This window comes from Microlunatus sp. M237 (assembly GCF_056896895.1).
On the sequence record NZ_JBXHBL010000004.1, the window covers coordinates 38680 to 62840 of the forward strand.

Genomic DNA, 24161 nt, shown 5'->3' on the forward strand with positions numbered 1-24161 from the left:
TTAGGCGTCATGTTCCTCGGACGTCACTTGGGGGAAGTTCCACGTCCGACTCTCGTTCCTAGGCTGGTACGCATGCCCCTGAAGCCTGTGCGCATTGCGTACTCGTTGCTCATGTTCGTGGTCGTCAGTGTCCTCTCGGGGCTCCTCGTGGCCGGTCTGTTCCTTCCTGTGGTGGGCCTGGCCGGGGTCAGCAGCCGCTCGGCCGCGGGGGAGATGGAGAAGATTCCGGCGGAGCTGATCACGCCACCGCAGCCGGCCCGGTCGAAGATCCTGCTCGGTAACGGGAAGGTGCTGGCGTATGTCTACGACCAGAACCGGGTGTATGTCCCGCTGACCAAGATCGCACCGGTGATGAAGCAAGCGCAGATCGCCATCGAGGACCACCGGTTCTACGAGCACGGTGCGATGGACCTGAAGGGCACGCTGCGAGCGTTGCTGCGCAACTCGACCTCGACCGCGGGGACCCAGGGTGGTTCCTCGCTCACCCAGCAGTACGTGAAGATGGTGCAGATCGAGAAGGCCCGCCAGGCCGGCGACGACGCCGGCATCCAGGCCGCGCAGGAAGCCTCGTACGCGCGCAAGATCCAAGAGCTCCGCTACGCCATCGCCATCGAGGACAAGCTCACCAAGGATGAGATCCTGGAGCGCTATCTCAATATCGCCTACTACGGTGAGGGAGCGTACGGCGTCGAGGCTGCGGCGCGCCTCTACTTCGGCAAGAGTGCCGCCAAGCTGGACCTGGCACAGGCCGCGATGGTGGCAGGCCTGGTGCAGAACCCGGGATCCAACAACCCGGTCAGGAACGAGCCCGCCGCCCTGGACCGGCGTGATGTGGTGATCAACCGGATGGCTGCGCTGAAGCTCATCACTGTCGACCAGGCCAAGAAGGCCAAAGCCACCACGTTCAACGAGAAGTCGGTGAAGCGGACGCGCAACGGGTGCGTCGGCAGCAAGTATCCCTTCCTCTGTCAGTACGTGGTGAAGTCGCTGGAGCAGTCACCCAGCCTGGGCAAGACGGTGGACGATCGGCTCAACGCGCTCAAGCGCGGCGGGCTCACCATCGAGACCAAGATCGACCCCGAGAGCCAGGACAAGGCGCAGAAAGCGGTCAGCTCGGTCGTCAAGGCGACCGACCCGGTGATCTCCACCATGGACATGATCGAGCCCGGTACCGGTCAGATCATCGCCATGGCGCAGAGCCGGCCGGTGATGGGGAGCAACGCCAAGAAGGGCAACACCTACTGGAACTACTCCGCGGAGCCCAGCATGGGTGGCGCCCAGGGCTATCAGGCAGGGTCGACGTTCAAGGTGTTCACGGCGGCAGCGGCACTGGAGAAGGGCATCCCGCTGTCGAAGAAGTTCAACGCGGCGCCGAAGATGAACTTCTCGGGCAAACCGTTCAGCACCTGCACCGGCCGGCAGCGCGTCTACGGGTCGTGGTCGGTCGCCAACTCCACCGGCACCAGCGGCGTGATGAACATGTATCGCGGTGCTGAGATGTCGGTGAACACCTATTTCGTCCAGCTGGAGCTGCTGACCGGCATGTGCCGGGTGACCAAGATGGCGGAGAAGCTGGGGGTGAAGAGCAGCGCCGAGGGTCGGCAGCTGGTCGACTACTACCAGGACAAGCCCGCCTTCACCCTCGGGTCGGTCGAGGTCAGCCCGTTGTCGATGGCCGAGGCGTACGCCACGTTCGCTGCCCGCGGCATCCACTGCAAGCCGATCATCATCTCCAAGATCACCACCCCGTCGGGTAAGGAGCTTGAGGCGCCGAGTGCGAACTGCAAGCGGGTGATCGACCAGGACGTGGCTGACGGCATGAACAAGCTGCTCAGCAGCGTGATGGCCAAGGGCACCGGCAAGCGGGCCGCCATCTCCGACGGACGGCCACAGGCCGGCAAGACGGGCACCATCGACAGTAATGAGGCGGTCTGGTTCGCCGGCTACACCCCCGATGTCGCCGGCGTGGTGATGATCTCGATCGATAACCAGAAGAAGCCGTTCAAGAAGGGAAAGCCGGGCTTCCGCCGCAGTGGCGTGAAGAACTACACGCTGCCCAGCGGAACCTTGCTCGAGGGGTCCGGCAGCGGTGATGCGGGCATGAAGATCTGGAAGCCCACCATGGACGAATACCTCAAGGGCACGAAGAAGTCGAAGTTCTCCGACCCGCCCGCCAAGGTGGACACTGGTCGCACGGTGACGATGCCGGCGATCGCCGGCCTGAGCATTGCCGAGGCTCGCAAGAAGCTGGAGGCCAGGGGCTTCACGCTGGAGCGAGCCACCCGCTACAGCAACGCCCCGGTCGGCACCTTCCTCGGCTTCTCGCCCTCGGGGGGTCGGGTGAAGGAGTTCAGCACGGTCTATGCCGTCTACTCCGCGGGACCCGACCCTGCTATTGAGCGGGAGGCCCGTGAGCGGGCTCGGCGTGCCCGGGAGCGGGCGGCGGCGAAGGCACGCGAGGCGCGAGAAGAGGCCGCGGAGCGTTCGCGCGACAAGAAGCGGGCGGAGCGAAAAGAGGCCGAGGAAAAGAAAGAGGAGAAGAAGAAGGACGGCGATCGCTGAGCTCGGACTCTTCCACTCGACCCCGCCGTAGGTGGCGAAAGGTCACTGTGACATCATCATCCTATGGTCACTATGACATTGAGATGGTTTCCGGCTCTGGCAGCGCTCTGGTCGGCGCGGCCGGCGAACGATGCCGATGCCGAGCCGAGAGGCTGAGGGATGACCACGACGAGCCCGACCCGTCGAGCACTTCTCCTGGTCGACCTCCAACCGACTTTCTGTGAGGGCGGGGAGCTGCCGGTGACCGGGGGCCACCGGGTGGCGCGAGAGGCGGCCGGCTTTCTCCGCCGAGCCGGAGCCGCCTATGACCTGGTCGTCACCACCCAGGACTTCCACATCGACCCCGGGCCGCATTTCTCCGACTCGCCGGACTTCGTGGACACCTGGCCGCCGCACGGAGTCGCCGGTACGCCCAACGCCGAGCTGCACCCAGAGCTGGCCGCCGTGATCGGCGAGCTGGGGCTTCAGCCGGTGACCATCCGCAAGGGCCAGTACGCGGCGGCGTACTCCGGCTTCGACGGCACAGACGCCCTCGATCGACCGCTCGCAGAACTGCTCCAGGCTGCGGGGATCACAGCGGTGGACGTCTGTGGTCTGGCTGAGAGCCACTGCGTCCGTGCCACCGCGTTGGATGCCGTGCAGTCAGGACTTCAGGTGCGCTACCTGCGCGACCTCAGCGCCCCGGTCAGCGAGGAGCTGGGCCGACAGGCCCGAGAGGAGATGGCGGCGGCTGGGGTGTCGACGATTGTGTCGGCCGACGTCTCGGGTGCCGCCGACCAGCCGGTCAGCCCGGGCGCGGTGTGACCGGCGACAGTGGGGGGTACGTCCCCGAGTCGGACCAGGAGCGGCAGTTCCTCGCCGACTACGACCCCTCGATATACCCGCGCACCGAGGTCAGCGTCGACGTCGTCCTGCTCACGATCCGCAATGGTGACCTCTGCGTCTTGCTGGTCCGTCGGGGCGGTTGGCCGTACAGGGACCATTGGGCGCTTCCCGGGGGTTTTCTGGGGCCGGACGAGACGCTCGATGCAGCCGCCCGACGTGAGCTGCGCGAGGAGACCGGGGTCGGCACCGCCGTCGGGCACCTCGAGCAGCTGGGCAGCTACGGCGACCCGGGCCGCGACCCGCGCGCTCGGGTCATCTCCGTGGCCTATCTCGGGCTGCTGCCGCACCTGGCCACCCCCGAGGGTGGCTCAGATGCTGCCGAAGCCCGCTTCTTCCCGGTCGCCGAGCTGGACTCGCGCGAGATCCGGCTGGCGTTCGACCACGGGCGCATCCTGGCCGACGCCTTGGAGCGGGCCTCGTCCAAGCTCGAGTACACGCCACTGGCCACGGTGTTCTGCCCGCCGCAGTTCAGTCTCGGTGAGCTGCGGCGGGTGTTCGAGACTGTCTGGGGCGAACCCCTGGACGGGCCCAACTTCCGCCGGTGGGTGACCAACATCCCCGGTTTCGTGGAGCCCACCGGCACCACCAGCGGCGGTGCGGGAACCGGCGTCCGCCGCGCCAGCCTCTATCGCGCCGGCGACGCGACCCTGCTCGACCCGCCCCTCCTACGACCGAGCCGCCCCGAACGGCAGCGGCGCAGACGACTCCCGAAGGACTGACACCATGACCACGCCCGAACAGCTGAGCCAGACTCGGACCGCGATCATCGCCGATCTGGGCATCGCCCCCGACTTCGACGCCGCCACCGAGGCCGAGCGACGGATCACCTTCCTCGTCGACTATCTCGCGGCCAGCCGCGCCACCGGCTACGTCCTCGGCATCAGCGGCGGCGTCGACTCCCTCACCGCCGGCCGGCTCGCGCAGCTCGCCTGCGAGCGCGCCGGCGCCACCTTCACCGCGATGCGGCTTCCGTACGGCACCCAGGCCGACGAGGCTGACGCGCAGCGGTCGCTCGACTTCATCCGGGCGCACCGCGTCGTCACGGTGGACATCGCCCCAGCCGCCGACGCCATGCACGCCGCCGCCATGCCGGCCGAGGGATACCCGGACGCCTTCACCGCCGACTTCGTCAAGGGCAACATCAAGGCGCGGGAACGGATGGTGGCGCAATACGCCGTGGCCGGTGGGTTGAAGGCCCTGGTGATCGGCACCGACCATGCGGCGGAGGCGCTGATGGGGTTCTTCACCAAGTTCGGCGACGGCGCCTGCGACCTGACCCCGCTGGCGGGTCTGACCAAGCGGCGGGTCCGGGCGGTGGCACGGCATCTCGGTGCCCCCGAAGAGCTGGTGCTCAAGACCCCGACCGCCGACCTCGAGGACGACCGGCCCCAGCTGCCGGACGAGGTGGCCTACGGCTGTACCTACGACGACATCGACGACTACCTCGAGGGTCGCCCGGTCAGCGCCGAGGTCTGCGCGGTGGTGGAGAGCGCGTACGCCAGGACGGCACACAAACGCGCGCTGCCGGTGTCGCCATGAGCAGGCCCAGCATGAGCCCCGCGACGCTCGACCGTGCGGCCGGCGCCGTGCTCGGCTCGGCGGTCGGCGATGCACTCGGCGCGGGGTACGAGTTCGCTGCCGCACCGGCGCCCGGACAGGCGCGGATGATCGGCGGCGGGCTGGGCGGCTTCGCACCCGGCGAGTGGACCGACGACACGGCGCAGGCGGTGCCGATTCTGCAGGCCGCCGCCGCCGGCTTCGACCTGCGCACCCCCGAGGCCCTCGAGGCCATCGCCCGCGGCTGGCTGCGGTGGTGGGACGACGGACCTGCCGACATCGGCATCCACACCAGCGCCGTCTTCGCCGCGATGGGCCCGCGACCGCTCGCCGGCATCACCGACCCGGTCGGGCAGCTGCGGCGAGCCGCCATGACACGGCACCGGGCCACGGGGCGTACCGCTGGCAACGGCGCGCTGATGCGGACGGGCCCGGTCGCCCTCGCGTACCTCGACGACGCCGTCGGCGGTGCCGACGCTGCGGCGGCGATCGCCGCCCTGACCCACCCTGACCCGCTGGCCGCGGAAGCGTCGGTGATCTGGTCAGAGGCGATACGTCGGGCCGTCCGCGGTGACGGCTTCGGCGGGGTGGCGGCCGGCGTCAACCTGTTGGCCTCGGATCGGCGGGCGTACTGGGCGCAGCGGCTGGCGGAGGCTGAGAGTGGTCGTCCAGGCTCCTTCGGCAACAACGCGTTCGTCGTCGTGACTCTGCAGGACGCATGGGCCGCCATCCGATCGACACCCGGCGAGGGGCCGGCTCACTTCGCCGCCGCCCTGGATGCCGCGGTCGGGGCCGGTCACGACACCGATACCGTAGCGGCGGTGGCAGGCGCCCTGCTCGGAGCGCGCTGGGGCGCCACCGCGGTCCCCCATCAATGGCGCCGCCTGGTTCACGGCTGGCCGGGCCTGCGCGCCGACGACCTGGTACGGCTTGCCGTCCGAGCGGCTCCGGGCGGCACCGACGACTCGACGGGCTGGCCGGGATCGCCGTCGCTGGATAGCTACTACGCCCGTTCCTGGCCCTCGACAGCCGAGGTCGTGGAGCACCCGGACGACGCCGGGGTCCTGCTGGGCACGGCTGCTGCGCTGCCCCGGCTGCGGCCGGGGGCGGCCTCGCCGCTGGCGGTGGACGCGGTGGTATCGCTGTGCCGGACCGGGTCGGCGGACGTGCCGGCGGGGATCGAGCACCTGAATGTCTGGTTGGTCGACGATGATGACGCCTCGGTCAACCCGAATCTGGCGTTCCTTCTCGACGACACGGCGGCAATGGTGGCCGCGCTGCGGGCCGAGGGTAAGCGGGTCCTGCTGCACTGCGCAGCCGCCCATTCACGTACGCCGACGGTCGCCGCGCTCTACGGGGCTTTGATCACCCAGACCACGCCGGCCCAGTCTCTCGCCCGCGTGGTGTCGGTACTGCCCGGAGCTCATCCGAAGCGGGCCTTCGCCCAGTTGATCGCCGACCGCAGCTCCCGCGCCTAAGGCCGGGGCACTGAACGGCAGCAGTGATTGCGGCTGACGCGTGGTGACCCCCGGTCGGGGGTCACCACGCCAGCCGCCGAGGACTATCCGATCAGTTGGATCGCGGACGCGAGCGACCCGTTACGGCCGACGCAATCACGACGAGGATTGCAGCTACCACGATCGCGACGATCCAGCGGACCCAGTCGATACCGGGGCTGCCATTGCCACCGAACGCGGTGTAGACGAACCAGCCGATGATCACGCCGGCGATGCCGCACACGATGGTCAACCAGAGGGGGATGTTGTCCCGGTCCCCTGGTGCGACGAACTTTCCGAGCAGGCCGATGATGATGCCCGCGATGATGACGCCGATAATCTCCACAATTCCTCCGTTTGGCTGGTGCGTGCCGTGTCTTGGCGGCGGGCCTGGACAGTTCCGGACCCTTTCGACACCACTCAACCACCCCTGGGGCTGGTCCGCTACACCCTAAAGGGGGGTAATGTGGCGTTGTGTCTTCGATCCGGTCTCGTCCGATCACTGTGGCACTGGTTGACGACTACGACGTGGTACTCATCGGTGTCGCTCACATCCTCGGCCAATATTCGGACCGCGTCCTGATTGCGGAGATCGACACCAACACGACATTGGCCGACGAGGTAGACATCGTTCTCTACGACTCGTTCGCCCAGCCGGAGGCTGACCGCGACCAGATCCAGGTGCTGATCGACAACCCGCGCGCTCGACGCGTCGTGGTCTACACCTGGAACTTCCACCCCGACCTGGTGGCCCAAGCCCGGCAGCAGGGCGTCCACGGCTATCTGTCCAAGGCCCTGCCCGCCCGCGACCTCGTCGCCGCGCTCGAGGCCATCCACGCCGGTGAGGTGGTGATCAGCAAGCCGCCGCCACGCGCCCGCCCGGTCAGCGGCTCGGACTGGCCCGGCCGGCGGGAAGGGCTGACCGACCGCGAGGCGGAGGTGCTGGCCCTGATCACCCAAGGCAAGAGCAACGCCGAGGTTGCGGCTTTGACCTACCTCAGCCCCAACACCGTGAAGTCCTACATTCGCTCGGTCTACCGAAAGATCGACGTGGCCAGCCGGACCCAGGCGGTGCTGTGGGGCGTCAACAACGGCTTCACGCCCGACCACCGCCGGATCGACCACTGGCGCGGCGGCCCCTGAGCTGCACGGTCAAGCCGTCAGTCGGCCGCTTCCGAGACCGGGTCCGTTCCACGCCCACCCTTGGTCAAAAACTACATCTAGGTAGTTACAACTCGGTTATATCCATATATGGTGTCTCACGTAGCTGGTTCGGCTGCCCAGCCAGGGCGGTCGACGTAAGAGGGAACCCGGTGTGAGTCCGGGACTGCCCCGCAGCGGTGAGTGAGAACGAACGCCATCATGAGCACTGGGACCCGTCCTGGGAAGCGATGGCCAGTAGGCCAGGTCGACGTTTAGGTCGGCCCAGCTCGCGAGTCCGAAGACCTGCCCGCTTCCGCCCCTTCGCAGGGGTGTTCGGTCCGTGGCCTCGTGGGAGGGCTTTGGTGATCGCCGAAACGGTGGGCGTGTCGACGCCTGACTCTTCGGCCCCCTTGCCTCTTGTGTGTGCCGCGTGCCGACCGTCCGCAGGCCACTGATTCGAGGGAAACCATGACTGCCCCATCCACCCCGCCCACCCGTCCCACCCTGTCCCCCTTCACCCCGCCGGCCGACCCGGCCACTGCCAGCACGCCCACGTCGATCCGGGTGATCAAGCGGGACGGGTCGATCGTGTCGTACGACGGATACGAGATCGCCAGGTCCATTGAGGACGCGGCTCGCGGCCTCGACGACGCGATCACCCGGGCCACGCAGATTCGAGCTGAGCTCGAGATCACGCTGTTCGATCGCATCAGCACCGAGCAGCTCGATGAAGCCGTGATCCAGGTGGCACTGGGCAACGTGAAGGATGACCCGGCGTTCGACACGATCGCCGCGAGGCTGTTGACCAAGCTGCTCTACAAGCGGGTGCTGGGGGAGACCCATGACCTGTTCGGTGATGGGTCGCCGGCGACGATCCAGGCCCTGCACCGCGAGCAGTTCGGTGCCTACGTCGCCGCCGGTGTGGCCGCCGGTCTGCTGGACGCCCGGCTGGGCGAACTGTTCGACCTTGATCGGCTGGCGGCGGCGCTGGACCCGACCCGCGACGACCTGTTGCACTACATCGGGGTCCAGACGCTGCGGACCCGCTACATGATCACCGGGCATGACCGCGCCCCGCTGGAGGTGCCGCAGTTCTTCTGGATGCGGGTGTCGATGGGCTTGTCGTTGAACGAGGCCGACCCGACGAGCGCCGCGTTGGGCTTCTATCACGCGATGTCGCGGCTGGAGTATTTGGCAGCCGGGTCGACGCTGGTCAACGCCGGTACGGCGTACGCCCAGCTGTCCAACTGCTTCGTGATGCAGATGGAGGACGACATCGAGCACATCGCCAAGAGCGTCCGCGACGTCATGTGGCTGACCAAGGGCACCGGCGGGATCGGGCTGTCGGTCTCACAGCTCCGCAGCGAGGGGTCACCGATCCGATCGAACAACACGACGTCGACCGGCCCGATCCCGTTCATGCACACCATCGACTCGACCCTGCGTGCCGTCTCGCGCGGGGGAAAGAAGTTCGGCGCCCTGTGTTTCTATATGGAGAACTGGCACCTCGACTTCGCCCAGTTCCTCGACCTGCGGCAGAACTCCGGCGACCCGTACCGGCGCACCCGGACCGCGAACACCGCGGTCTGGATCTCCGATGAGTTCATGGCCCGGGTCCGCAACGATCAGCCGTGGTATCTGTTCGACCCGCTGGAGACCCCTGACCTGACTGAGCTCTACGGGTCGGCGTTCTCGGCTCGCTACGCCGAGTACGTGGCGATGGCCGAGGCCGGTCAGCTGCGCCGCTACACCAAGCTCGGAGCGCGCGAGCAGTTCCAGGCCATCCTCATCTCCCTGCAGACCACCTCCCACCCGTGGCTGACCTGGAAGGACACGATCAACACCCGGGCGTTGAACTCCAACACCGGCACCATCCATCTGTCCAACCTGTGCACGGAGGTGTGCCTGCCCCAGGACCGCGACAACGTGGCGGTCTGCAACCTCGCCTCGATCAACTTGTCCCGCCACCTCCGCCAGGTCGACGGCGCCCTGCGGGTGGACTGGGAGCGGCTGCGTCGCTCCGCCCGATCGGCCGTCCGGCAACTCGATAATCTGATCGACATCACCATCTCCTCGGTGCCGGAGTCGGAGGCGTCCAACCGGGACAACCGCGCAGTGGGTCTCGGCATGATGGGATTCACCGATCTCGTCGAGCGACTCGGCCTGTCCTACGAAAGCGAGGAAGCCTACGCCTTGGTGGATGAGCTGACGGAGTTCATCAGCTACCACGCCATCGACGCCAGCGCCGACCTCGCCCGCGAACGCGGCGCCTATCCCCACTTCGCCGGTTCCCGCTGGTCCGAAGGGCTGGTCCCGATCGACACCCTCGACCTCCTCGAGGCTGACCGCGGCACCCCGGTCCGAGTTGACCGGACCGTCCGGCTGGACTGGGCGAGGCTGCGGACCAAGGTCGCCGGCGGCATCCGCAACGCCACCTTGATGGCGATCGCCCCGACCGCGTCCATCGGCCTGGTCGCCGGCACCACCCCCGGACTCGACCCCCAGTTCAGCCAGATCTTCAGCCGAGCCACGTCCTCGGGCAAGTTCCTCGAGGTCAACCGCAATCTGGTCGCCGACCTCAAGGCTCGCGGGTTGTGGGAGGAGGTCCGCGAGGACCTGCTCCGCCACCAGGGCGACCTGTCCACGATCGACCGGGTGCCGGCGGATCTCCAACGGATCTATCGCACGTCGTTCCAGCTGTCGCCGTACGCCTTCCTGCATGTCGCCGCCCGCGCACAGAAGTGGATCGACCAGGCCATCAGCCGCAACATCTATCTCGCCGACCGGTCAGTCGACGCGATGGTGACCTTGTATCGGACTGCTTGGGAGATGGGAGTCAAGACGACCTACTACCTGCACATGATGCCGCGCCACACCGCGGAGCAGAGCACCGTCAAGGTCAACAAGGCCGCTCAGCTCAGCGGTTTCGCCGCCCGGGCCTCCACCACTTCGACCCCCGATGATCCCGCTGTCGGCGGCCCCAAGGGTTTCGGCTTCGGACGCGCCGCCGCCCCGGTCGCCGTGACCGCGGCCCCGGTCGCCGTGCCCGCCGCCCCGGCCGTGACCGGCACAGCGAACTCGCAGCTGCCTGCTGTCTCGACGACGTCGGTGGAGCTTGAGGTCGTCGACGGTGCTGCCTGCCCGGTCGACCCCCAAGAACGCCTCCAGTGCGACTCCTGCCAATGACCCGCCCGACTCCCGAGAAAGCGCACCCGATGACCACCGTTGCTGATCCCACCACCCCGACCGGCCCGCGGATCCTGGGCTCCGGCATCACCGAGGGCCTGCTGCTGAAGCCGGTCACCTATCCGTGGGCGTACGACCTCTACAACCAGGCCGTGGCGAACACCTGGTTCCCCCATGAGATTCAGCTCGGTGAAGATATCGCCGACTTCACTCGGATGACCGACGAGGAGCGGCACGCCCTCACCCACCTGATGAGCTATTTCAACCCCAACGAGCTCCTGGTCAACAAGGCCCTCGCCTTCGGTGTCTATCCCTATGTCAATGCAGCCGAGTGCCACCTCTATCTCGCGAAGCAGATGTGGGAGGAGGCCAACCACTGCATGGCCTTTGAGTACATCCTCGAGACGCTCCCGATCGACAGGGCCGCCGCCTACGACTCCCACATCCGGGTGGCATCGATGGCCGCCAAGGAAGAGTTCGAGGTGCACTACATCCGCCGGATGACCGAGCGGACCCTCGATATCACCACGACCGAGGGCAAGCAGGACTTCGTCCGCAACCTGGTCGCCTACAACGTCATCTTGGAGGGCATCTGGTTCTACTCCGGCTTCATGGTCGCCCTGTCCTTTCGGCAGCGGAACCTGCTCCGCAACTTCGGCTCGCTGATCGACTGGGTCGTCCGCGATGAGAGCCTGCACCTGAAGTTCGGGATGAATCTCATCCTCACTGTCCTCGAGGAGAACCCCGAGGTCGCCACCGAGGAGTTCGCGAACGAGATCCGGAGCATGGTGCTGCACGCGGTGGAGCTGGAGGAGGCGTACAACCGCGACCTGCTGCCGAACGGCATCCTCGGGATGAACGCCGACTACATCAACACCTATGTCCGTTACCTCGCTGACCGCCGCCTCGAGGAACTCGGCTTCGAGCCCGCCTACGGGGCGGCCAACCCCGCCAAGTGGATGGCGACCGCCAACGACACCCTCCAGCTCGTGAACTTCTTCGAGTCGACCAACACCTCCTATGAAGTTGATGCCCGCGCCGAGGTCGTGCGACCGCCTCAGGTCGCGACCTGGTGACGCGCGAGCGGCGGTGACAGGCAGTTCTGTCGTCCAACCTCTGGCGAAACTCAGGAAAGAGGGCAGAACAGCAGCAAAGACGTCATCAAAGGCGAAAGAGGGCACGCAAAACTCTTGAGAAAAGCCTGACCAGGCGTTGACGGCGCTCTGGCGTGGCGTGGAGGTTCCCGCTGGAAACTCTTCTCATCGGGCCAAGACGGTTCGACGAGGACACCAGGAGCCGATCGTGACCATCACCACCACCGCCGCTGCAAGCACCACCAGCCAGGACCTGTCGGCGTACCTCAAGCAGCACCTGGCCGACCTCGACTCGTTGCCGACCTATCGTCCGGTGATCGGGTGCATCATCCCCGCCTACAACGAGGCGGAGTCGATCGAGTCGGTGCTGCGGTCGCTGCTGAAGCAGACCCGGCTGCCGGACCAGATCCACGTCATCGTCAACAACACCTCCGACGACACCTTCGACCTCGCTGCCAAGTTCGCCGGCCCGCGCTCGGCCAAGAAGAAGCGCAAGGGTGAGGACACCAAGCAGACCACCGAGATCTTCGTGCACGACATCGGTGACAACCCCGACAAGAAGGTCGGCGCCCTCAACTACGGCTATCGGCTCATCCCCGAGGCCGACTACCTCCTCGGTGTCGACGGCGACACCACGCTGGCCACCGACGCGGTCCAAAAGCTCGAGGCCGAGATCATGTCCGACTCACGCATCGGCGGCATCTCAGCCATCTACTCCATCGACGACCACGGGTTCAAGGGGGTCGTGGCGCCACTGCTGATCGCCGGCCAGCGCGCCCAGTTCGCCGCGTTCAACATGCAGAACATGCTCAAGGGTCGCAACATGGCGGTGCTCGGGGGCCAGTGCTCGATCTTCTCCATGCGTGCGCTGCAAGAGGTGATGGAGGCCAACCACCAGCAGACTCCCTGGGTCAGCGACTCCGAGGTGGAGGACTCCCTGCTGAGCCTGCAGATCAAGTCGGCCGGCTATCTGACCAAGATCTCCGCCCAGGCCCGCGCCGACGTGGGCGGCATGACCACCCTGCGGTCGCTGGACGGCCAGCAGGTCAAGTGGAACTACGGCGCCATCGACCTGATGTGGCCCGGTCAGCGGGGCGACACGAAGGGGCAGCCCTTCCACCCGAACCTGCGGCTGCGCTGGGCGGAGAACCTCGGGATGGTGACCAACATCTTCACCCGGCTGTTCTTCGTCCTCCTGCTGGCCGCCGCGCTGAGCATCCACGCATTCGTCTTCTCCCCGATCTGGCTCATCCCGCCGGTCGTGGCGACGGTGCTGAACGTGCGGATCGCCCTCAGCATGAAGAAGCGCAGCTGGCGCGACGTGTTGTTCGCCGTCGCCGGCGCTGAGGTGTACATGTGGCTGCGGGCCGGGCACTTCCTGCGGGCGTGGGCCAAGTTCCTGTCCCGGGTGCAGACCGACAACTGGGCCGAGCAGGCCAAGGCCGAGCGCGGGTCCGGCAACTCCCACCTGATGCCGCTGATCATGGTCGGCGTCGTCTCCCTGGCCCTCGGCGTCACCTGGTGGCAGCTGCCCGTGATGATCCAGTCGTCCGTCCTCTGGCTCGGCTGGCCGGTGCTCTACATCATCACCATCTGCCAGACCGTGGTGATGGTCGCCAAGCTCTTCCGCCGCCAGCGCGGCTACAAGGTCTGACGGCAGCGAACCTCAGCGAAGCGAGACGACCAGCACATCGCTGGCCGTCTGTTTTGCGTAGGTCTTGGCCTTGGGCGCGGTCTGCGCCAGCAGCTCGTAGTTCAGCGTCATGGTGACCGAGGTCGCTCCGTCCGGCAGGGCCGGGACAGTGAAGACCTGCTGGTACGACACCGGCCGCCGGACGGCGTAGCCCGGCGACACGCTTGCCTCGTCGGTCAACGACTTGGGAGCCTCCAGCGGCCCGTCCGGCCCCTCGACCGCCATCACCAAAGTCACCTTCGACAAGAAGATGTCCTGCTTGGCGTCATCGGTGAAGGTGGCGCTCGCGGACAGGTTCAGCGGCTTATCCGCTGCAGCCGTCCAGTCCTGCATCGGCAAGGTCGACCAGTAGTTCACCTTCAGCTCGATCGCCCCAGCCTGGACCGTACGACGGGCCGATCCCTGGGCCAGGTCATTGCGTGCGGACGGAGTCGGGGACGGGGTCGTCGCCGACGGGGACGCGCTGTCGGTCGAGGACGGGGTGGCCGCCGCCGATGGGGAGCCGGACGCCACGCCGGACGAGACGGCTGTGCTCGGGGCGGCCGTCGGTGCGGCGCTCTCCCACGGCGCCTTGCCGCAGCCGGCCAGGACCGTGCTCAGCAGCGCGATTCCGGCGAGGGCGTACCGCAACGAGCTCCGCGGTGCACTCGGACGTGACATGGCTCCTCCTTCATGTGATGGCCGATCATCGACCGGCCGGGCTCGGAGGGCCCCATGCCACCTCGAGCGAGCCTGGATGAAACCCTAGCCAACGCAGCGGGCGCCCACCGACTCCGGGTGCGACCGGCGATGGCCCGGGGCGGCCGCAGGAACGCAGAAGCTCCCGAGGCCTGGGCCACGGGAGCTTCTGGTGTCAGCTGCTATCGATCAGAGGTATTCCTCGATCGCGCCCAGCAGGACGGACTTGGATTTGGCACCCTTGAACGCCTTGACCAGCTCGCCGCCGACGTAGACCTGGATGGTCGGCAGGCCCAGCACGTGGTTGTTGGCCGGGGTGACCGGGTTGGTGTTGGTGTCCATCTTCACGAAGGTCACCTTGTCACCGTGGGTCTTGGCCAGCTCCTCGATGATCGGGGCGACCTGCTTGCACGGACCGCACCAGTCTGCCCAGTAGTCCACCACCACCGGCTTGTCGGACTTGAGCACGACCTCCGCGAAGTCGGCGTCGGTAACCTCAGATACAGCGGCCATAACATTCTCCTGCTCGGTCTGCCCCGCTCCAGCTGGGCGAGGGCTTTCGGATTCTTCTGTCGTCGTCGTGGTGCTCATTGTGCGACCGGCGGCTGACACTGGCACAGCCTCGGTCGCCACCGACCTCAGGTCAGCCGACCGGAACCGGCTGCTGCATGACCGGGGTGGCTGCGTCGTGCAGGTCGGCCAGATAGCGCTCGGCGTCCAGGGCAGCGGAGCAACCGGTGCCGGCGGCGGTGATGGCCTGCCGGTAGGTGTGGTCCACCAGATCTCCGCAGGCGAACACGCCAGCGACGTTGGTCCGGGTGGTCTTGCCCTGGGTCAGCACGTAACCCTCGGCGTCGAGCTCGACCTGGCCCTGCACCAGCTCAGAGCGAGGGTCGTGGCCGATCGCGATGAACAGGCCGGCGATCTCCAGCTCGCGCTGCTCACCGGTCACGGTGTCGCGCAGGGTGACGCCGGTGAGCGACTTGTCGCCGTGGATCGCAGCCACTTCGGAGTTCCAGGCGAACCTCAGCTTCGGGTCGGCCTCAGCGCGGGCCGCCATGATCTTGCTGGCCCGGAGCTCGCCGCGGCGGTGGATCAGCGTCACCGAGCGCGCGAAGCGGGTCAGGAAGGTGGCTTCCTCGACTGCGGAGTCACCGCCGCCCACGACGGCGATGTCCTTGTCGCGGAAGAAGAACCCGTCACAGGTCGCACACCACGAGACGCCGTGGCCGGACAGGCGTTCCTCGTCGGGCAGGCCGAGCTTGCGATAGCTCGAGCCCGTGGCGAGGATCACGCTGTGTGCGCTGAAGGTGTTGCCGTAGCCGTCGGTGACGGTCTTCACCGGGCCGGTCAGATCCATGCTAACGATGTCCTCGGTCACCAGCTCGGCTCCGAACCGCTCGGCCTGCTGCCGGAGGTTGTCCATCAGGTCCGGGCCCATGATCCCCTCGGGGAACCCCGGGAAGTTCTCCACCTCGGTGGTGTTCATCAGCGCGCCACCTGCGGTGACGGAGCCTTCGAAGACAAGCGGCTTGAGGTCGGCCCGTGCGGCGTAGACCGCGGCCGTGTAGCCGGCCGGCCCGCTGCCCACGATGATGACCTCGCGAGGCTGCGTGGTCGTAATGTCGATGCTGGCAGTGCTCATGGGTTCCTCTGCTGTGGTGCGTGACGTCGGAGTCGGTTTGCGCTTGGGAAGGCTGAGCGCGAGCGGTTCGCCGACAGCTCACGGTCACCCTACAGTGGCGCAACGGCGCAGGGCGGTCCGCTATTCCGGCCAGATCATGTGACCTGCCATCCTGCCGAACAGCCTGGGTACGTCCTCAGCGGTCGAGCCTGGCCGACGGCCCGGCCTTCGGACGATCGGTGTCACAGCCGGACACCACGGTCACCCACTTCTCGCCGTCGCGGGAGATATACACCAGCAGCGACGGGACCCCGTCGACCACGGCGTTGGAGATCGCGGTGATCCGGCCGTCAGTGACGCCGCGGGCGCAGCTCCAGGCCTTGGAGAAGCGGTGCGCGCTGAGGTCGCGGGCGCCGTTCAACGCATCGGCCTCACTGCCCAGGGCGCTGCTGCTGACGAAAGCCGGTGTACTGCCCGGCTCGTTCAGACCGGAGGCGGCGCTGACGACGTATCCTCCGAAGCCGACCGCCGCCGCGAGGAAGGAGGCAGCCAACGCGTGGTACAGGAAACGGATCCGAGGCGCCCGCGGCAGGTCCGCTCCGATGCCGCCCAGCGACGGCCGCTGCCGATGGAGCGCCTCGATCCGGCGCGCCGCCTCCGCGTCGGCCTCGCCGGAGGAACGCCGCTCCTCCTCGTCGACGACCACGGCGGAGAGCCGGGCGAAAACATCGTCGGGCATCGCCGGCGTCGGCTCCGCAGCGAGTGCCGTGGAGACCTCCTCGAGCGCCAGCCGGACGTCGGCGCACTCGGCGCAGTCGGCGACGTGGGCGTCGATCTCGGCAGTCCGTGCCTCGTCCAGCAGACCGGCGGCCGCGTCGGCGAGATCGTCGGCGGCGATGTGCGCTGACACGGTCACTTCCTTCCAACGACGAAGACAGCTGGGACAGGGGTGGGGCCCACCGCGCCGGCGACGGCGCGACTCGGACGCGCCCGGACGCCGGACACGGTGGGTTCGACGTCCGCGGCCACTGTTCTGGTTCCCGAAGTCCTACCCGAATTCTGCAACGCCAGTCCACTCCGCTTCGTTCCGAGGATCCGGTGCGTCGGCGACGCGGACTGCGGCCTCCCGGGGCCGCTCATTCAATCAGCCCTCGGGTTCGCAGCTGGTCGATCGTGCGTCGGCAGCCCTTGTCCAGCTCGGCTCGGGGGGCCCACGTCTGCAGCCAGTCGAAGAAGGTGGAATGGCCCTGGCGCAGCAGTGCAGCCGGCACGATGTAGCGCTGGGGCCGACCGTCACTCCCCGTGGCCGTGACCTTGTACGACGGTCCGCTGGGGGTGAGGAACTCCTTCACCTCGGTCACAGTGCGACCGTCGATCTCCTGGAAGCCGTGGAACCGGCGGACCCGCAGGGTGGGCCCGTCAAATAGCATGAAGGCACGGGTACGCAGCCAGACCACGGCCATGAAGACCGCCCACATGAGGACCAGCACGACCGCGACCGCGAACCAGCCGGCCACCCGGGAGTTGAACAGCACACCGGTGCAGACGATCAGGCCGACGGTGGCCATCCCGACCGGCGTCCGCCAGTTGTAGGACAGTTGGAGCGGATGAGCCATCAGGACGCCCCCGCCCCGGCGCCGGGTCTGGGTCCACCCGGCTGCTGCGAAGCGCGCAGGTGGCTCAACAGAGGTATCAACCGTGCCCTCCCTCGCGAGCAACGACTCTTGATGGTGCCGACGGCGCAGCCGAGGATGCTCGCCGCTTCCTCCACCGAGTATCCCTCCATGTCGACCAGGACCAAGGCTGCGCGCTGGTCGGCGTTCAGCTGAAGCAGCGCGGTGGCCACATCGGCTCGTCGTTCCTTGACCTCCAGCGGGTCGTCGGTGGCCGTGACGCCCATCTCGGCGGCCCGGTCCGGATCCTCGGGCAGCGGCTCCGCCGCGCGGACCTTGTTGCGGCGGATCCGGTCCAGGCAGGCGTTGACCACCACGCGGTGCAGCCAGGTCGTGACCTGGGAGTCGCCACGGAAGCTGGCGGCCCGCCGGAAGGCTGAGATGTAGGCGTCCTGCAGGGCGTCCGCCGCCTCCTCGGGATTGCGCATGGTGCGCAGCGCGACGGCCCAGAGCCGGTCCCGGTGGCGCGCGACGAGGATGGCGAACGCCTGCGGGTCGCCGTCGACGTGGGCCTGCAGCAGCTCCGCATCGGAGCGTTCGCCGTCCTCCGGAGCGAGGCTCGCAGCCGCGATCGGCCGAGATCCACCGGGGTGACGTCGATCGGGGTCAGCAGCGGAGGGGGCGACGACGGGGAAGCCGATCGGGTCGGCCGCCGACGCTGCCGGCTCGGGGTCGCTCACCCGTACACCTCGACTTCATAGATTCCGCCGCGATAGCCACTACCCTCCTTCGGCAACGAGGTCAGATACACCAAGACAAACCGTGTGGTCACCGCGGAGTCGAGGGAGAGCGTAGCGCTCTTGCCCGCGTTCGACTGCTCGCTGACGGTACGCCACCGCTTGTCCGCGGTCATCGGTGGCGTCCCCACGGTGGCGGGGTCGTCGGCGGGGACCCGCACCTCGACGTCGGTGGAGCTGCCGCTGAGACGCAGCCGGACAGAGCCCACCATCGTGGCCTCGCCGAGGTCGATCACCAGCCCGACGCCCCGCTTGAGACCGCCGAGCTTCGGGTTGCCGATGTAGTTCACCGTCCGCCAGCGCGTCTCCGGGTCGCCGTCGTGGGCATACCTGACCTCGTCGGGGTTCTCCGTCCGGTCGTCGCCCTGCGGGTCGAAGTCTCGGGCGCCGGCGATGGTCAGCGGTTCGGGCGTGGGCGCGGAGCCGGACGTCGCGTCCCCGGACGGCACGGTCGGCGCTGCGGCGTTCCGGTCACCGAACACGCCGGAGGCCCAGAGGGTGCCGCCGGCCAGGGCGAGCACCAGCACCAGCACCAGGATCGGGATCCAGCGGCGCGGCTGGCGGCGCCCGGGATCGGCGGGCGCGGCCGGCGCCGGCCGAGCGGTGGGCGCACTGTGACCCGCCGGGCGGGCGTCGGCGCGGATGGCGCTCGAGCTGCCGGTGGCTGACGGGGCTCCGGCCGGGCCGGTGCTCGGGGGGACCCGCGACGGGCTCGCCGCGGCGGGCACGGCTTGCATCGCTTCGGTGGGCTGATCCAGCAACGGCGACACCGGAGTCGCGCCCACCCGCGGGATGGGCTGGCGCAGGCGCCGTTCGAGATCGGCCGAGGCGTCGGCGCTGCCCAGGACCTTGGTCAGGGCATTGACCAGCTCATGGGTCGTGGTGATCGGAGCGGCTCGATGGCGCGGTGGGTCTCCGAGCACCTGGTCGCAGACGGCGTCGAGAGCGGGGGAGACGCCGGCTCGGACCTGACGTGGTGTCATCCACCGGCGACCGAAGGTCGGCGCGGCCGGCAGGCTGTACGCCGGCCCGCCGGGCCAGCGCGACACCAGGCAGGCATACAGCAGCCGACCCAGGTCGAGAACATCGACGAGCTCGGGGCTGTCGGCGCCGGGCACGGGCTCGCTGAGGTCGCTGCGCAGCGCCTCCTCGATCAGCAGGCCGACGATCTTGACGTTGCCGTCGGGAGTGATGATGACGGTGTCGGGGTTGAGCCGGCGGTGGTACAGCCCGAGGCTGTGGACCCCCGAGAGCGCGTCGGCCACCTCACGGATCACCCAGCCGGCTTCGAGTCCGGACAGCGGGCCGTGGCTCAGGACGGCCTCCAGCGACTGGCCGGTGGCGTACTCGCAGACGATGTACGAGCCGAGGTCGGGGTTGTCGCTGTGCACCGCATCCAGCACCCGCAGGAAGCGGGAGTCGGTGGCGACCGCGGCTCGCCGGGCGGCGTCCAGCAGGGCAGGCGCGTCCGGGTCCCCCGGCGGCAGGACATGGACCAGCACCGAGCGCGACAGCACCTGGTCGAAGGCGCGCCAGCTCACCGTCGGCTCCGACTCGGCGAGCAGCTCCTCCAACCGGTAGCGCTCGGCCAGGATCGTGCCGGCGCTCAGGCTCGATCGGCGCTGTCGCGCAGTGCGGTCGGCGACGTCCGGATCGTCGGGCGTGTCGAGGGGACTGGGGACGGCACCGGTCTGGCTCACATCTGGCCCTGCGTTCTCGGTCGGCCCTGCAGCGGGAGGATGCGGCTGGGAGGCACCGGGTTCATCCGCGGACGGGGAGCCGACAGCTGCTGAGACGATGGTAGGAGAGGAGTCCTCGGTTGTCCCCTCCGAATCGCCGGGGGGCGGCTGATCAGATCGACCCCGTCGCCGGATCATCGCCACGATCTGCGCCACCTCGGTGATCCGCAGCAGGCGGGACAGGAGCAGGAACACCACGACGGCCACCACCCCGGCGAGCGCCAAGCCGAGGACGCGGGCTCCCAGGGAGGTCGACCACCGCGCCATCGCCCAGCAGATGCCGGCGGCGATCGCACCGGCCGGCGCCACGGCAATCAGCAGCCGGAGGCAGTAGCGGGCCAGCGACGCCCCGTCCAGGGCCGGGAGCCGGCGGCGCAGCACCTGGAAGGACACCAGCACCCCGATGACGTACGCCGCCGAGTAGGCGGCCGCCAGACCGGTCGCGACCAGCGACGGGCGGTCCAGCAGCATCACCACGGCGACGCCGAGTCCGGCGTTGGTGCCGGCGATGAGGATCTGCAGGAAGAAGGTGGTGCGGTTCGCCTCCAGCGCGTAGAAGGCACGCAGGCAGATGTACTGGATGGTGAAGGGCACCAGCCCCACCGAGAGGGCCATCAGGGCCCAGCCCACCAGGTGGGCGTCCCCTGACCCGCGGCCGAGGCCGAAGATCAGCTGGGTGGCCGGCAGGCCGAGCGCGAAGAGGGCGACCGAGGCCGGCAGCAGTGCCGTGACAGCCAGTCGCATCGCCCGGGTCGCTTCGCCCGCCACCCCCTCGAGGTCGCCGGCGGCCGCCAGCCGGGAGGCGGACGGCAGCATCGCGGTCGCCAGCGACACGGTGATCAGCGAGTGCGGCAGGATCCAGATGCCGTACGCGTTGTAGTAGACGGCCAGGCCGCCGCCCTCCCCGCCGGCGGTGGCGCCGCTGGCCAGCCGGTTGATGACCACCAGCGCTGCCTGGTTGACCAGGACGAACCCCAGCGTCCACTTGGCCAGCGAGAGCGTCTTGCCCAGTCCGGTGTTCTTGAAGTCGAAGCGGGGGCTGAAGTGATAGCCGGCGGAGCGCAGGAACGGCACCAGCACCGCCGCCTGGGCCACAATGCCCAGGGTCGACCCGAGCCCGAGCAGCAGCTCCTGGCCGGAGGTGAACGCGCTGGTCTTGTCGCCCTGGCCGAACACCACCCAGAACAAGATCAGGACGCCGATCGAGATCAGGTTGTTGGCGATCGGCGCCCACATCATCGGTCCGAACCGGTCCCGCGCGTTCAGCACCTGACCGGCCAGCACGTGCACGCCGTAGAAGAAGACCTGGGGCATGCAGTAGTAGGCCAGCACCACGATCGAGTCGTACGCCGCGGCACTGCGCGGATCGTCCCAGCCGGAGCTGGTGTAGATGTCGACGATGACCGGCACCAAGGCGGTGAGCGCCACCGTGATGACGCCGAGGACCAGCAGGCCGGCGGTCATGACGCGGTTGGTGTACGCCTCACCGCCGTCCGCGTCGCCCTTGATGGCACGGACGATCTGCGGCACCAAGACGGTGTTCAGCACGCCACCCGCAAGCAGGATGTACATGCTGTTGGGCACCGTGTTGGCGAGGGTGAACATGTCGGCCTGGCGGGTGCCGTTGCCGAACAGGAACACCAGCAGCATCAGCCGAACGAAGCCGAGCAGCCGCGAGGTCAGCGTGCCGGCCGCCATCACCATGCTGGCCGAGATCAGCCGCGATGAGCTGCTCGACTCCGACGTGGCCGAACGCGGCTGACCCGACGCCGCTGCCATCGGCTCGGTCGGGGTCTGCTCGCCGGCGGGATCGGTGCTGGTGCGGCCGACGGCCGTGGGCTCAGTCATGACAGGTCTGGCTCGCGCCGGTCTCACTCACGGGGTTCCTTCTCCGAGTCGAGGATGACGGGGGCGGATGAGGTGGCCGGGCCGGACGGTCCTGACGGCACCGCGACCTCGTCCGGGGTGGTGGCGTCGGCGCTGGTGCTGCGCTCCTTGGCGACCTGGCGGATGCGGAGTGCCGTCGCGCCGATCAGCACGATGCCGGCGCCGACGGCGATGATCCAGCCGACCGTCCCGGCCTGGGTGGCGTAGACGTCGATCGCCACCGGGTTGCCCACCTTCCGTCCGGACAGCGTCTCCAGCTGGGCGAGGACTCGCACGGTGCCGTTGGTGGTCGCGTTCACCTGCGCGTTGCCGGTGAAGTTGTCCTGCGCTGCGATCGGACGGTCGACCTCGAGCGGGTTGACGGTGAGCCGCTGGCTGTTGGTCGAGGTGAACACGATCCGAACCCGGATGGCGCCGGCGTTCTTGTCCCCCTCGCTGGCGGGCAGGTCGTTGAAGGCCGTCAGCGGGAAGAACCCGCTCCGACCGGTGGTCCGCACCGTCGGGTTCGCGCTCAGCCGGATCTTCGTCTCGAGCACATCGTCGAGATACTTCTGTTGCGGCCGGGTGAAGGCGCGGGCACCGCTCACATCACCCCGCCAGCTGCCGCTTGCGGTCCGCGCGAGTGCGGCCGCCCCGGCGGCTTCGACGGCGGCCGGCTCGACCAGCAGCTGGGTGTAGGTCAGGTAGGAGTCCTGCAGCCGGTCCAGGGCGGACAGCTGGCTGGCGGGGAGCTCAGCGGCGGCCATCGCGTCGGTGTAACGCAGCTTCTCGTCCCACTTCGCCGGCGAGGAAGCGAGCAGTCTGGTCAAGGTGGTCCGCTCGATCCACGGTGCCGTGACCGTCTCGTCGTCGCCGGTGGCCTGGGTGGCCTGGGTGATGAGACTGACCCGGCCCAGCGTGGCTCCGGTCGGGTTCGTGGTGGCCTCGATCCAGGTCTCGGCCAGGACTCGCTGCTGCACGTGCACCGGGGTGTCGCTCGGTTCGGGCCCGGGTCCGCCCCCGAACGCCGCGGCGGTGTAGCTCACGATCGGCGCCCCGTCGTCTAGACCGCGCAGCAGCGGTCCGGTGCCCGACGCCGTCGAGTCGCTCAGCAGCACGGCGGCCGGGTCGAGGTCCTGCGCCGCCGTCAGCGTCGCGGCGTCGGCCGTACCGGCGGTCGGCAGCACCAGCCGCGGCAACGACGCGGTCTCGGGGACCGACTGCGCGGCCTGGCCGGCTCCGGCGATCACGTCCGTGCGGTCGTCGTGGGTCAGGGAGGCGATGTCGATCGACGCGAACGCCAGCTGGTAGCCGTCCTGTCCGGACAGCCGGCCGAAGGCTTGCAGCCATCGAGCAGCGGCGTCGGCGCCGGCGCCGTTGACCGTCGATCCGTTGGCGGACAGCACCTGATAGCCGTCCCGCATCGTCTTGATCTCCTGGATCAGCGCCGGGTCGACGGCGTACGTCACCGACGGCTTCGCCGCGGCGGCGACCAGGGCGGTGAGCCGGCCACCGGGGGAGAGCTCGGTGGCCAGATGATCGTCGGCGAAGACCCCGGCCCGCACCAGCGACGGTCGCGAGGACAGCAGCACCACTGAGGTCAGCTGCAGCGTGTTGGCCGGCTCCTCGCTCAGCACGGGCACGAAGACCCGGGCACGGCCGACGGCGCTGGGGTTGCCGTTCTGCAGCACGTGCACGCCCATCAGATACACGCCGTTGGTGGGGGAGAGGGCCAGGTCGGAGACCTTGGCGGTGAGGGTGAAGGGGGCCGACTTGCCTGGGTCCAGATAAGGGTCCGACGGCGCGTACAGGTCCTGGAAGGTATTCGTGAGCCGGCAGCAGATGGGGTCGTTGGACTGGGACTCGAGCGCCCGGGAGAAGCTCTCCGCGTCGGTGATCGGGGCCTGGTTGCGCCAAAAGATGGCCTGCAGCCGGAACAGCCGTTCCTTGGTCGTGTTCGTGACCCGGCCGGAGAGAGTGATGGTGCCGTCGCGTTCGGCGATCGCGGGGTTGATCGCGTCCAGCGTGACGGTCACCGCGGCTGTCGGCTCTTCGGCTGAGGCCGAGGCGCCGGGCCACCAGACGAGCCCGCAGACACTCAGCAGGGTCGCCAACAGCAGTCGCACTCCCCTCACTCGCGCCCGCTCCTCACGCCGACATCCTAAACGGGCAACCGCGAAGCACCTGCCAATCACGACCCGGCGAGGGCCGGCGCGCTCGAGCCCGCC

The 24161-nt window shown here is 68.5% G+C and carries 18 protein-coding genes and 1 riboswitch; of the genes, 9 read left to right on the forward strand and 9 right to left on the reverse strand.

Annotation, left to right across the window (positions count from 1 at the left end; translation table 11 throughout):
- Positions 1–72: 72 nt before the first annotated feature.
- From AC1XX3_RS15985 to AC1XX3_RS16005, 5 genes are all read left to right on the forward strand, one after another.
- Positions 73–2562, forward strand: coding sequence for a transglycosylase domain-containing protein (locus tag AC1XX3_RS15985; RefSeq protein ID WP_483322164.1), 2490 nt, complete (start codon positions 73–75; stop codon positions 2560–2562).
- 159 nt (positions 2563–2721) lie between these two features.
- Positions 2722–3366, forward strand: a complete 645-nt coding sequence (locus AC1XX3_RS15990; RefSeq protein ID WP_483322165.1) for an isochorismatase family protein — start codon at positions 2722–2724, stop codon at positions 3364–3366.
- Complete coding sequence (locus AC1XX3_RS15995) at positions 3363–4166, forward strand: NUDIX hydrolase (protein WP_483322166.1); 804 nt, start codon at positions 3363–3365, stop codon at positions 4164–4166. Before AC1XX3_RS15990 ends, AC1XX3_RS15995 begins: the two co-directional genes overlap by 4 nt.
- A gap of 4 nt (positions 4167–4170) precedes the next feature.
- The gene (gene nadE, locus AC1XX3_RS16000; protein ID WP_483322167.1) at positions 4171–4986 is read left to right on the forward strand and encodes an ammonia-dependent NAD(+) synthetase; all 816 of its coding nucleotides are present in this window, start codon (positions 4171–4173) and stop codon (positions 4984–4986) included.
- A gap of 11 nt (positions 4987–4997) precedes the next feature.
- Positions 4998–6482, forward strand: coding sequence for an ADP-ribosylglycohydrolase family protein (locus AC1XX3_RS16005; RefSeq protein WP_483322168.1), 1485 nt, complete (start codon positions 4998–5000; stop codon positions 6480–6482).
- Positions 6483–6573: 91 nt separating this feature from the next.
- On the opposite strand, the gene AC1XX3_RS16010 is transcribed toward AC1XX3_RS16005, so the two are convergent.
- Positions 6574–6846 (reverse strand): GlsB/YeaQ/YmgE family stress response membrane protein, encoded by a 273-nt coding sequence (locus AC1XX3_RS16010; protein WP_483322169.1) that lies wholly within the window; start codon positions 6844–6846, stop codon positions 6574–6576.
- Positions 6847–6974: 128 nt separating this feature from the next.
- Here AC1XX3_RS16010 and AC1XX3_RS16015 point away from each other — a divergent pair, with 128 nt between their 5' ends.
- The 4 genes from AC1XX3_RS16015 (at position 6975) to AC1XX3_RS16030 (ending at position 13577) form a co-directional block, all read left to right on the forward strand.
- Positions 6975–7643, forward strand: coding sequence for a response regulator transcription factor (locus AC1XX3_RS16015; protein ID WP_483322170.1), 669 nt, complete (start codon positions 6975–6977; stop codon positions 7641–7643).
- Between the two features lie 108 nt (positions 7644–7751).
- A riboswitch (cobalamin riboswitch) is annotated at positions 7752–7968 on the forward strand.
- A gap of 143 nt (positions 7969–8111) precedes the next feature.
- A complete protein-coding gene (locus AC1XX3_RS16020; protein WP_483322171.1) occupies positions 8112–10829 on the forward strand; it encodes a ribonucleoside-diphosphate reductase subunit alpha in 2718 nt (905 codons plus the stop codon).
- A 29-nt stretch (positions 10830–10858) separates the two neighbouring features.
- Entirely contained in the window at positions 10859–11905 is a 1047-nt protein-coding gene (locus tag AC1XX3_RS16025; RefSeq protein WP_483322172.1) for a ribonucleotide-diphosphate reductase subunit beta, read from the forward strand.
- A 226-nt stretch (positions 11906–12131) separates the two neighbouring features.
- Entirely contained in the window at positions 12132–13577 is a 1446-nt protein-coding gene (locus tag AC1XX3_RS16030; protein ID WP_483322173.1) for a glycosyltransferase family 2 protein, read from the forward strand.
- Between the two features lie 12 nt (positions 13578–13589).
- Here AC1XX3_RS16030 and AC1XX3_RS16035 read toward each other — a convergent pair whose 3' ends face one another.
- From AC1XX3_RS16035 to AC1XX3_RS16070, 8 genes are all read right to left on the reverse strand, one after another.
- Positions 13590–14276 (reverse strand): hypothetical protein, encoded by a 687-nt coding sequence (locus tag AC1XX3_RS16035; protein WP_483322174.1) that lies wholly within the window; start codon positions 14274–14276, stop codon positions 13590–13592.
- A gap of 207 nt (positions 14277–14483) precedes the next feature.
- Positions 14484–14807, reverse strand: coding sequence for a thioredoxin (gene trxA / locus AC1XX3_RS16040; RefSeq protein WP_483322175.1), 324 nt, complete (start codon positions 14805–14807; stop codon positions 14484–14486).
- A 130-nt stretch (positions 14808–14937) separates the two neighbouring features.
- On the reverse strand, positions 14938–15939 hold the full coding sequence (gene trxB / locus AC1XX3_RS16045; RefSeq protein WP_483322176.1) for a thioredoxin-disulfide reductase: 1002 nt from the start codon (positions 15937–15939) through the stop codon (positions 14938–14940).
- Positions 15940–16114: 175 nt separating this feature from the next.
- Positions 16115–16828, reverse strand: a complete 714-nt coding sequence (locus AC1XX3_RS16050) for a hypothetical protein (RefSeq protein ID WP_483322177.1) — start codon at positions 16826–16828, stop codon at positions 16115–16117.
- Positions 16829–17054: 226 nt separating this feature from the next.
- Positions 17055–17534 carry a hypothetical protein gene (locus AC1XX3_RS16055; protein ID WP_483322178.1) on the reverse strand — a complete coding sequence of 160 codons (480 nt, stop codon included), beginning with the start codon at positions 17532–17534 and terminating at the stop codon, positions 17055–17057.
- Positions 17534–18163, reverse strand: coding sequence for an RNA polymerase sigma factor SigM (gene sigM / locus AC1XX3_RS16060; RefSeq protein WP_483322501.1), 630 nt, complete (start codon positions 18161–18163; stop codon positions 17534–17536). Before sigM ends, AC1XX3_RS16055 begins: the two co-directional genes overlap by 1 nt.
- Positions 18164–18267: 104 nt before the next feature.
- Entirely contained in the window at positions 18268–21915 is a 3648-nt protein-coding gene (gene murJ / locus AC1XX3_RS16065; RefSeq protein ID WP_483322179.1) for a murein biosynthesis integral membrane protein MurJ, read from the reverse strand.
- Between the two features lie 23 nt (positions 21916–21938).
- Positions 21939–24068 (reverse strand): hypothetical protein, encoded by a 2130-nt coding sequence (locus tag AC1XX3_RS16070; protein WP_483322180.1) that lies wholly within the window; start codon positions 24066–24068, stop codon positions 21939–21941.
- Between the last annotated feature and the right edge of the window lie 93 nt (positions 24069–24161).

What these genes read in the sequence shown, in the direction of transcription:
- AC1XX3_RS15985 (WP_483322164.1), top strand. Translation starts at nt 73, where the DNA reads ATGCCCCTGAAGCCTGTGCGCATTGCGTACTCGTTGCTCATGTTCGTG.
- AC1XX3_RS16025 (WP_483322172.1), top strand. Translation starts at nt 10,859, where the DNA reads ATGACCACCGTTGCTGATCCCACCACCCCGACCGGCCCGCGGATCCTG.
- AC1XX3_RS16035 (WP_483322174.1), bottom strand. Translation starts at nt 14,276, where the DNA reads ATGTCACGTCCGAGTGCACCGCGGAGCTCGTTGCGGTACGCCCTCGCC.
- AC1XX3_RS15990 (WP_483322165.1), top strand. Translation starts at nt 2,722, where the DNA reads ATGACCACGACGAGCCCGACCCGTCGAGCACTTCTCCTGGTCGACCTC.
- trxA (WP_483322175.1), bottom strand. Translation starts at nt 14,807, where the DNA reads ATGGCCGCTGTATCTGAGGTTACCGACGCCGACTTCGCGGAGGTCGTG.
- trxB (WP_483322176.1), bottom strand. Translation starts at nt 15,939, where the DNA reads ATGAGCACTGCCAGCATCGACATTACGACCACGCAGCCTCGCGAGGTC.
- AC1XX3_RS16020 (WP_483322171.1), top strand. Translation starts at nt 8,112, where the DNA reads ATGACTGCCCCATCCACCCCGCCCACCCGTCCCACCCTGTCCCCCTTC.
- AC1XX3_RS16055 (WP_483322178.1), bottom strand. Translation starts at nt 17,534, where the DNA reads ATGGCTCATCCGCTCCAACTGTCCTACAACTGGCGGACGCCGGTCGGG.
- murJ (WP_483322179.1), bottom strand. Translation starts at nt 21,915, where the DNA reads ATGACTGAGCCCACGGCCGTCGGCCGCACCAGCACCGATCCCGCCGGC.
- nadE (WP_483322167.1), top strand. Translation starts at nt 4,171, where the DNA reads ATGACCACGCCCGAACAGCTGAGCCAGACTCGGACCGCGATCATCGCC.
- AC1XX3_RS16005 (WP_483322168.1), top strand. Translation starts at nt 4,998, where the DNA reads ATGAGCCCCGCGACGCTCGACCGTGCGGCCGGCGCCGTGCTCGGCTCG.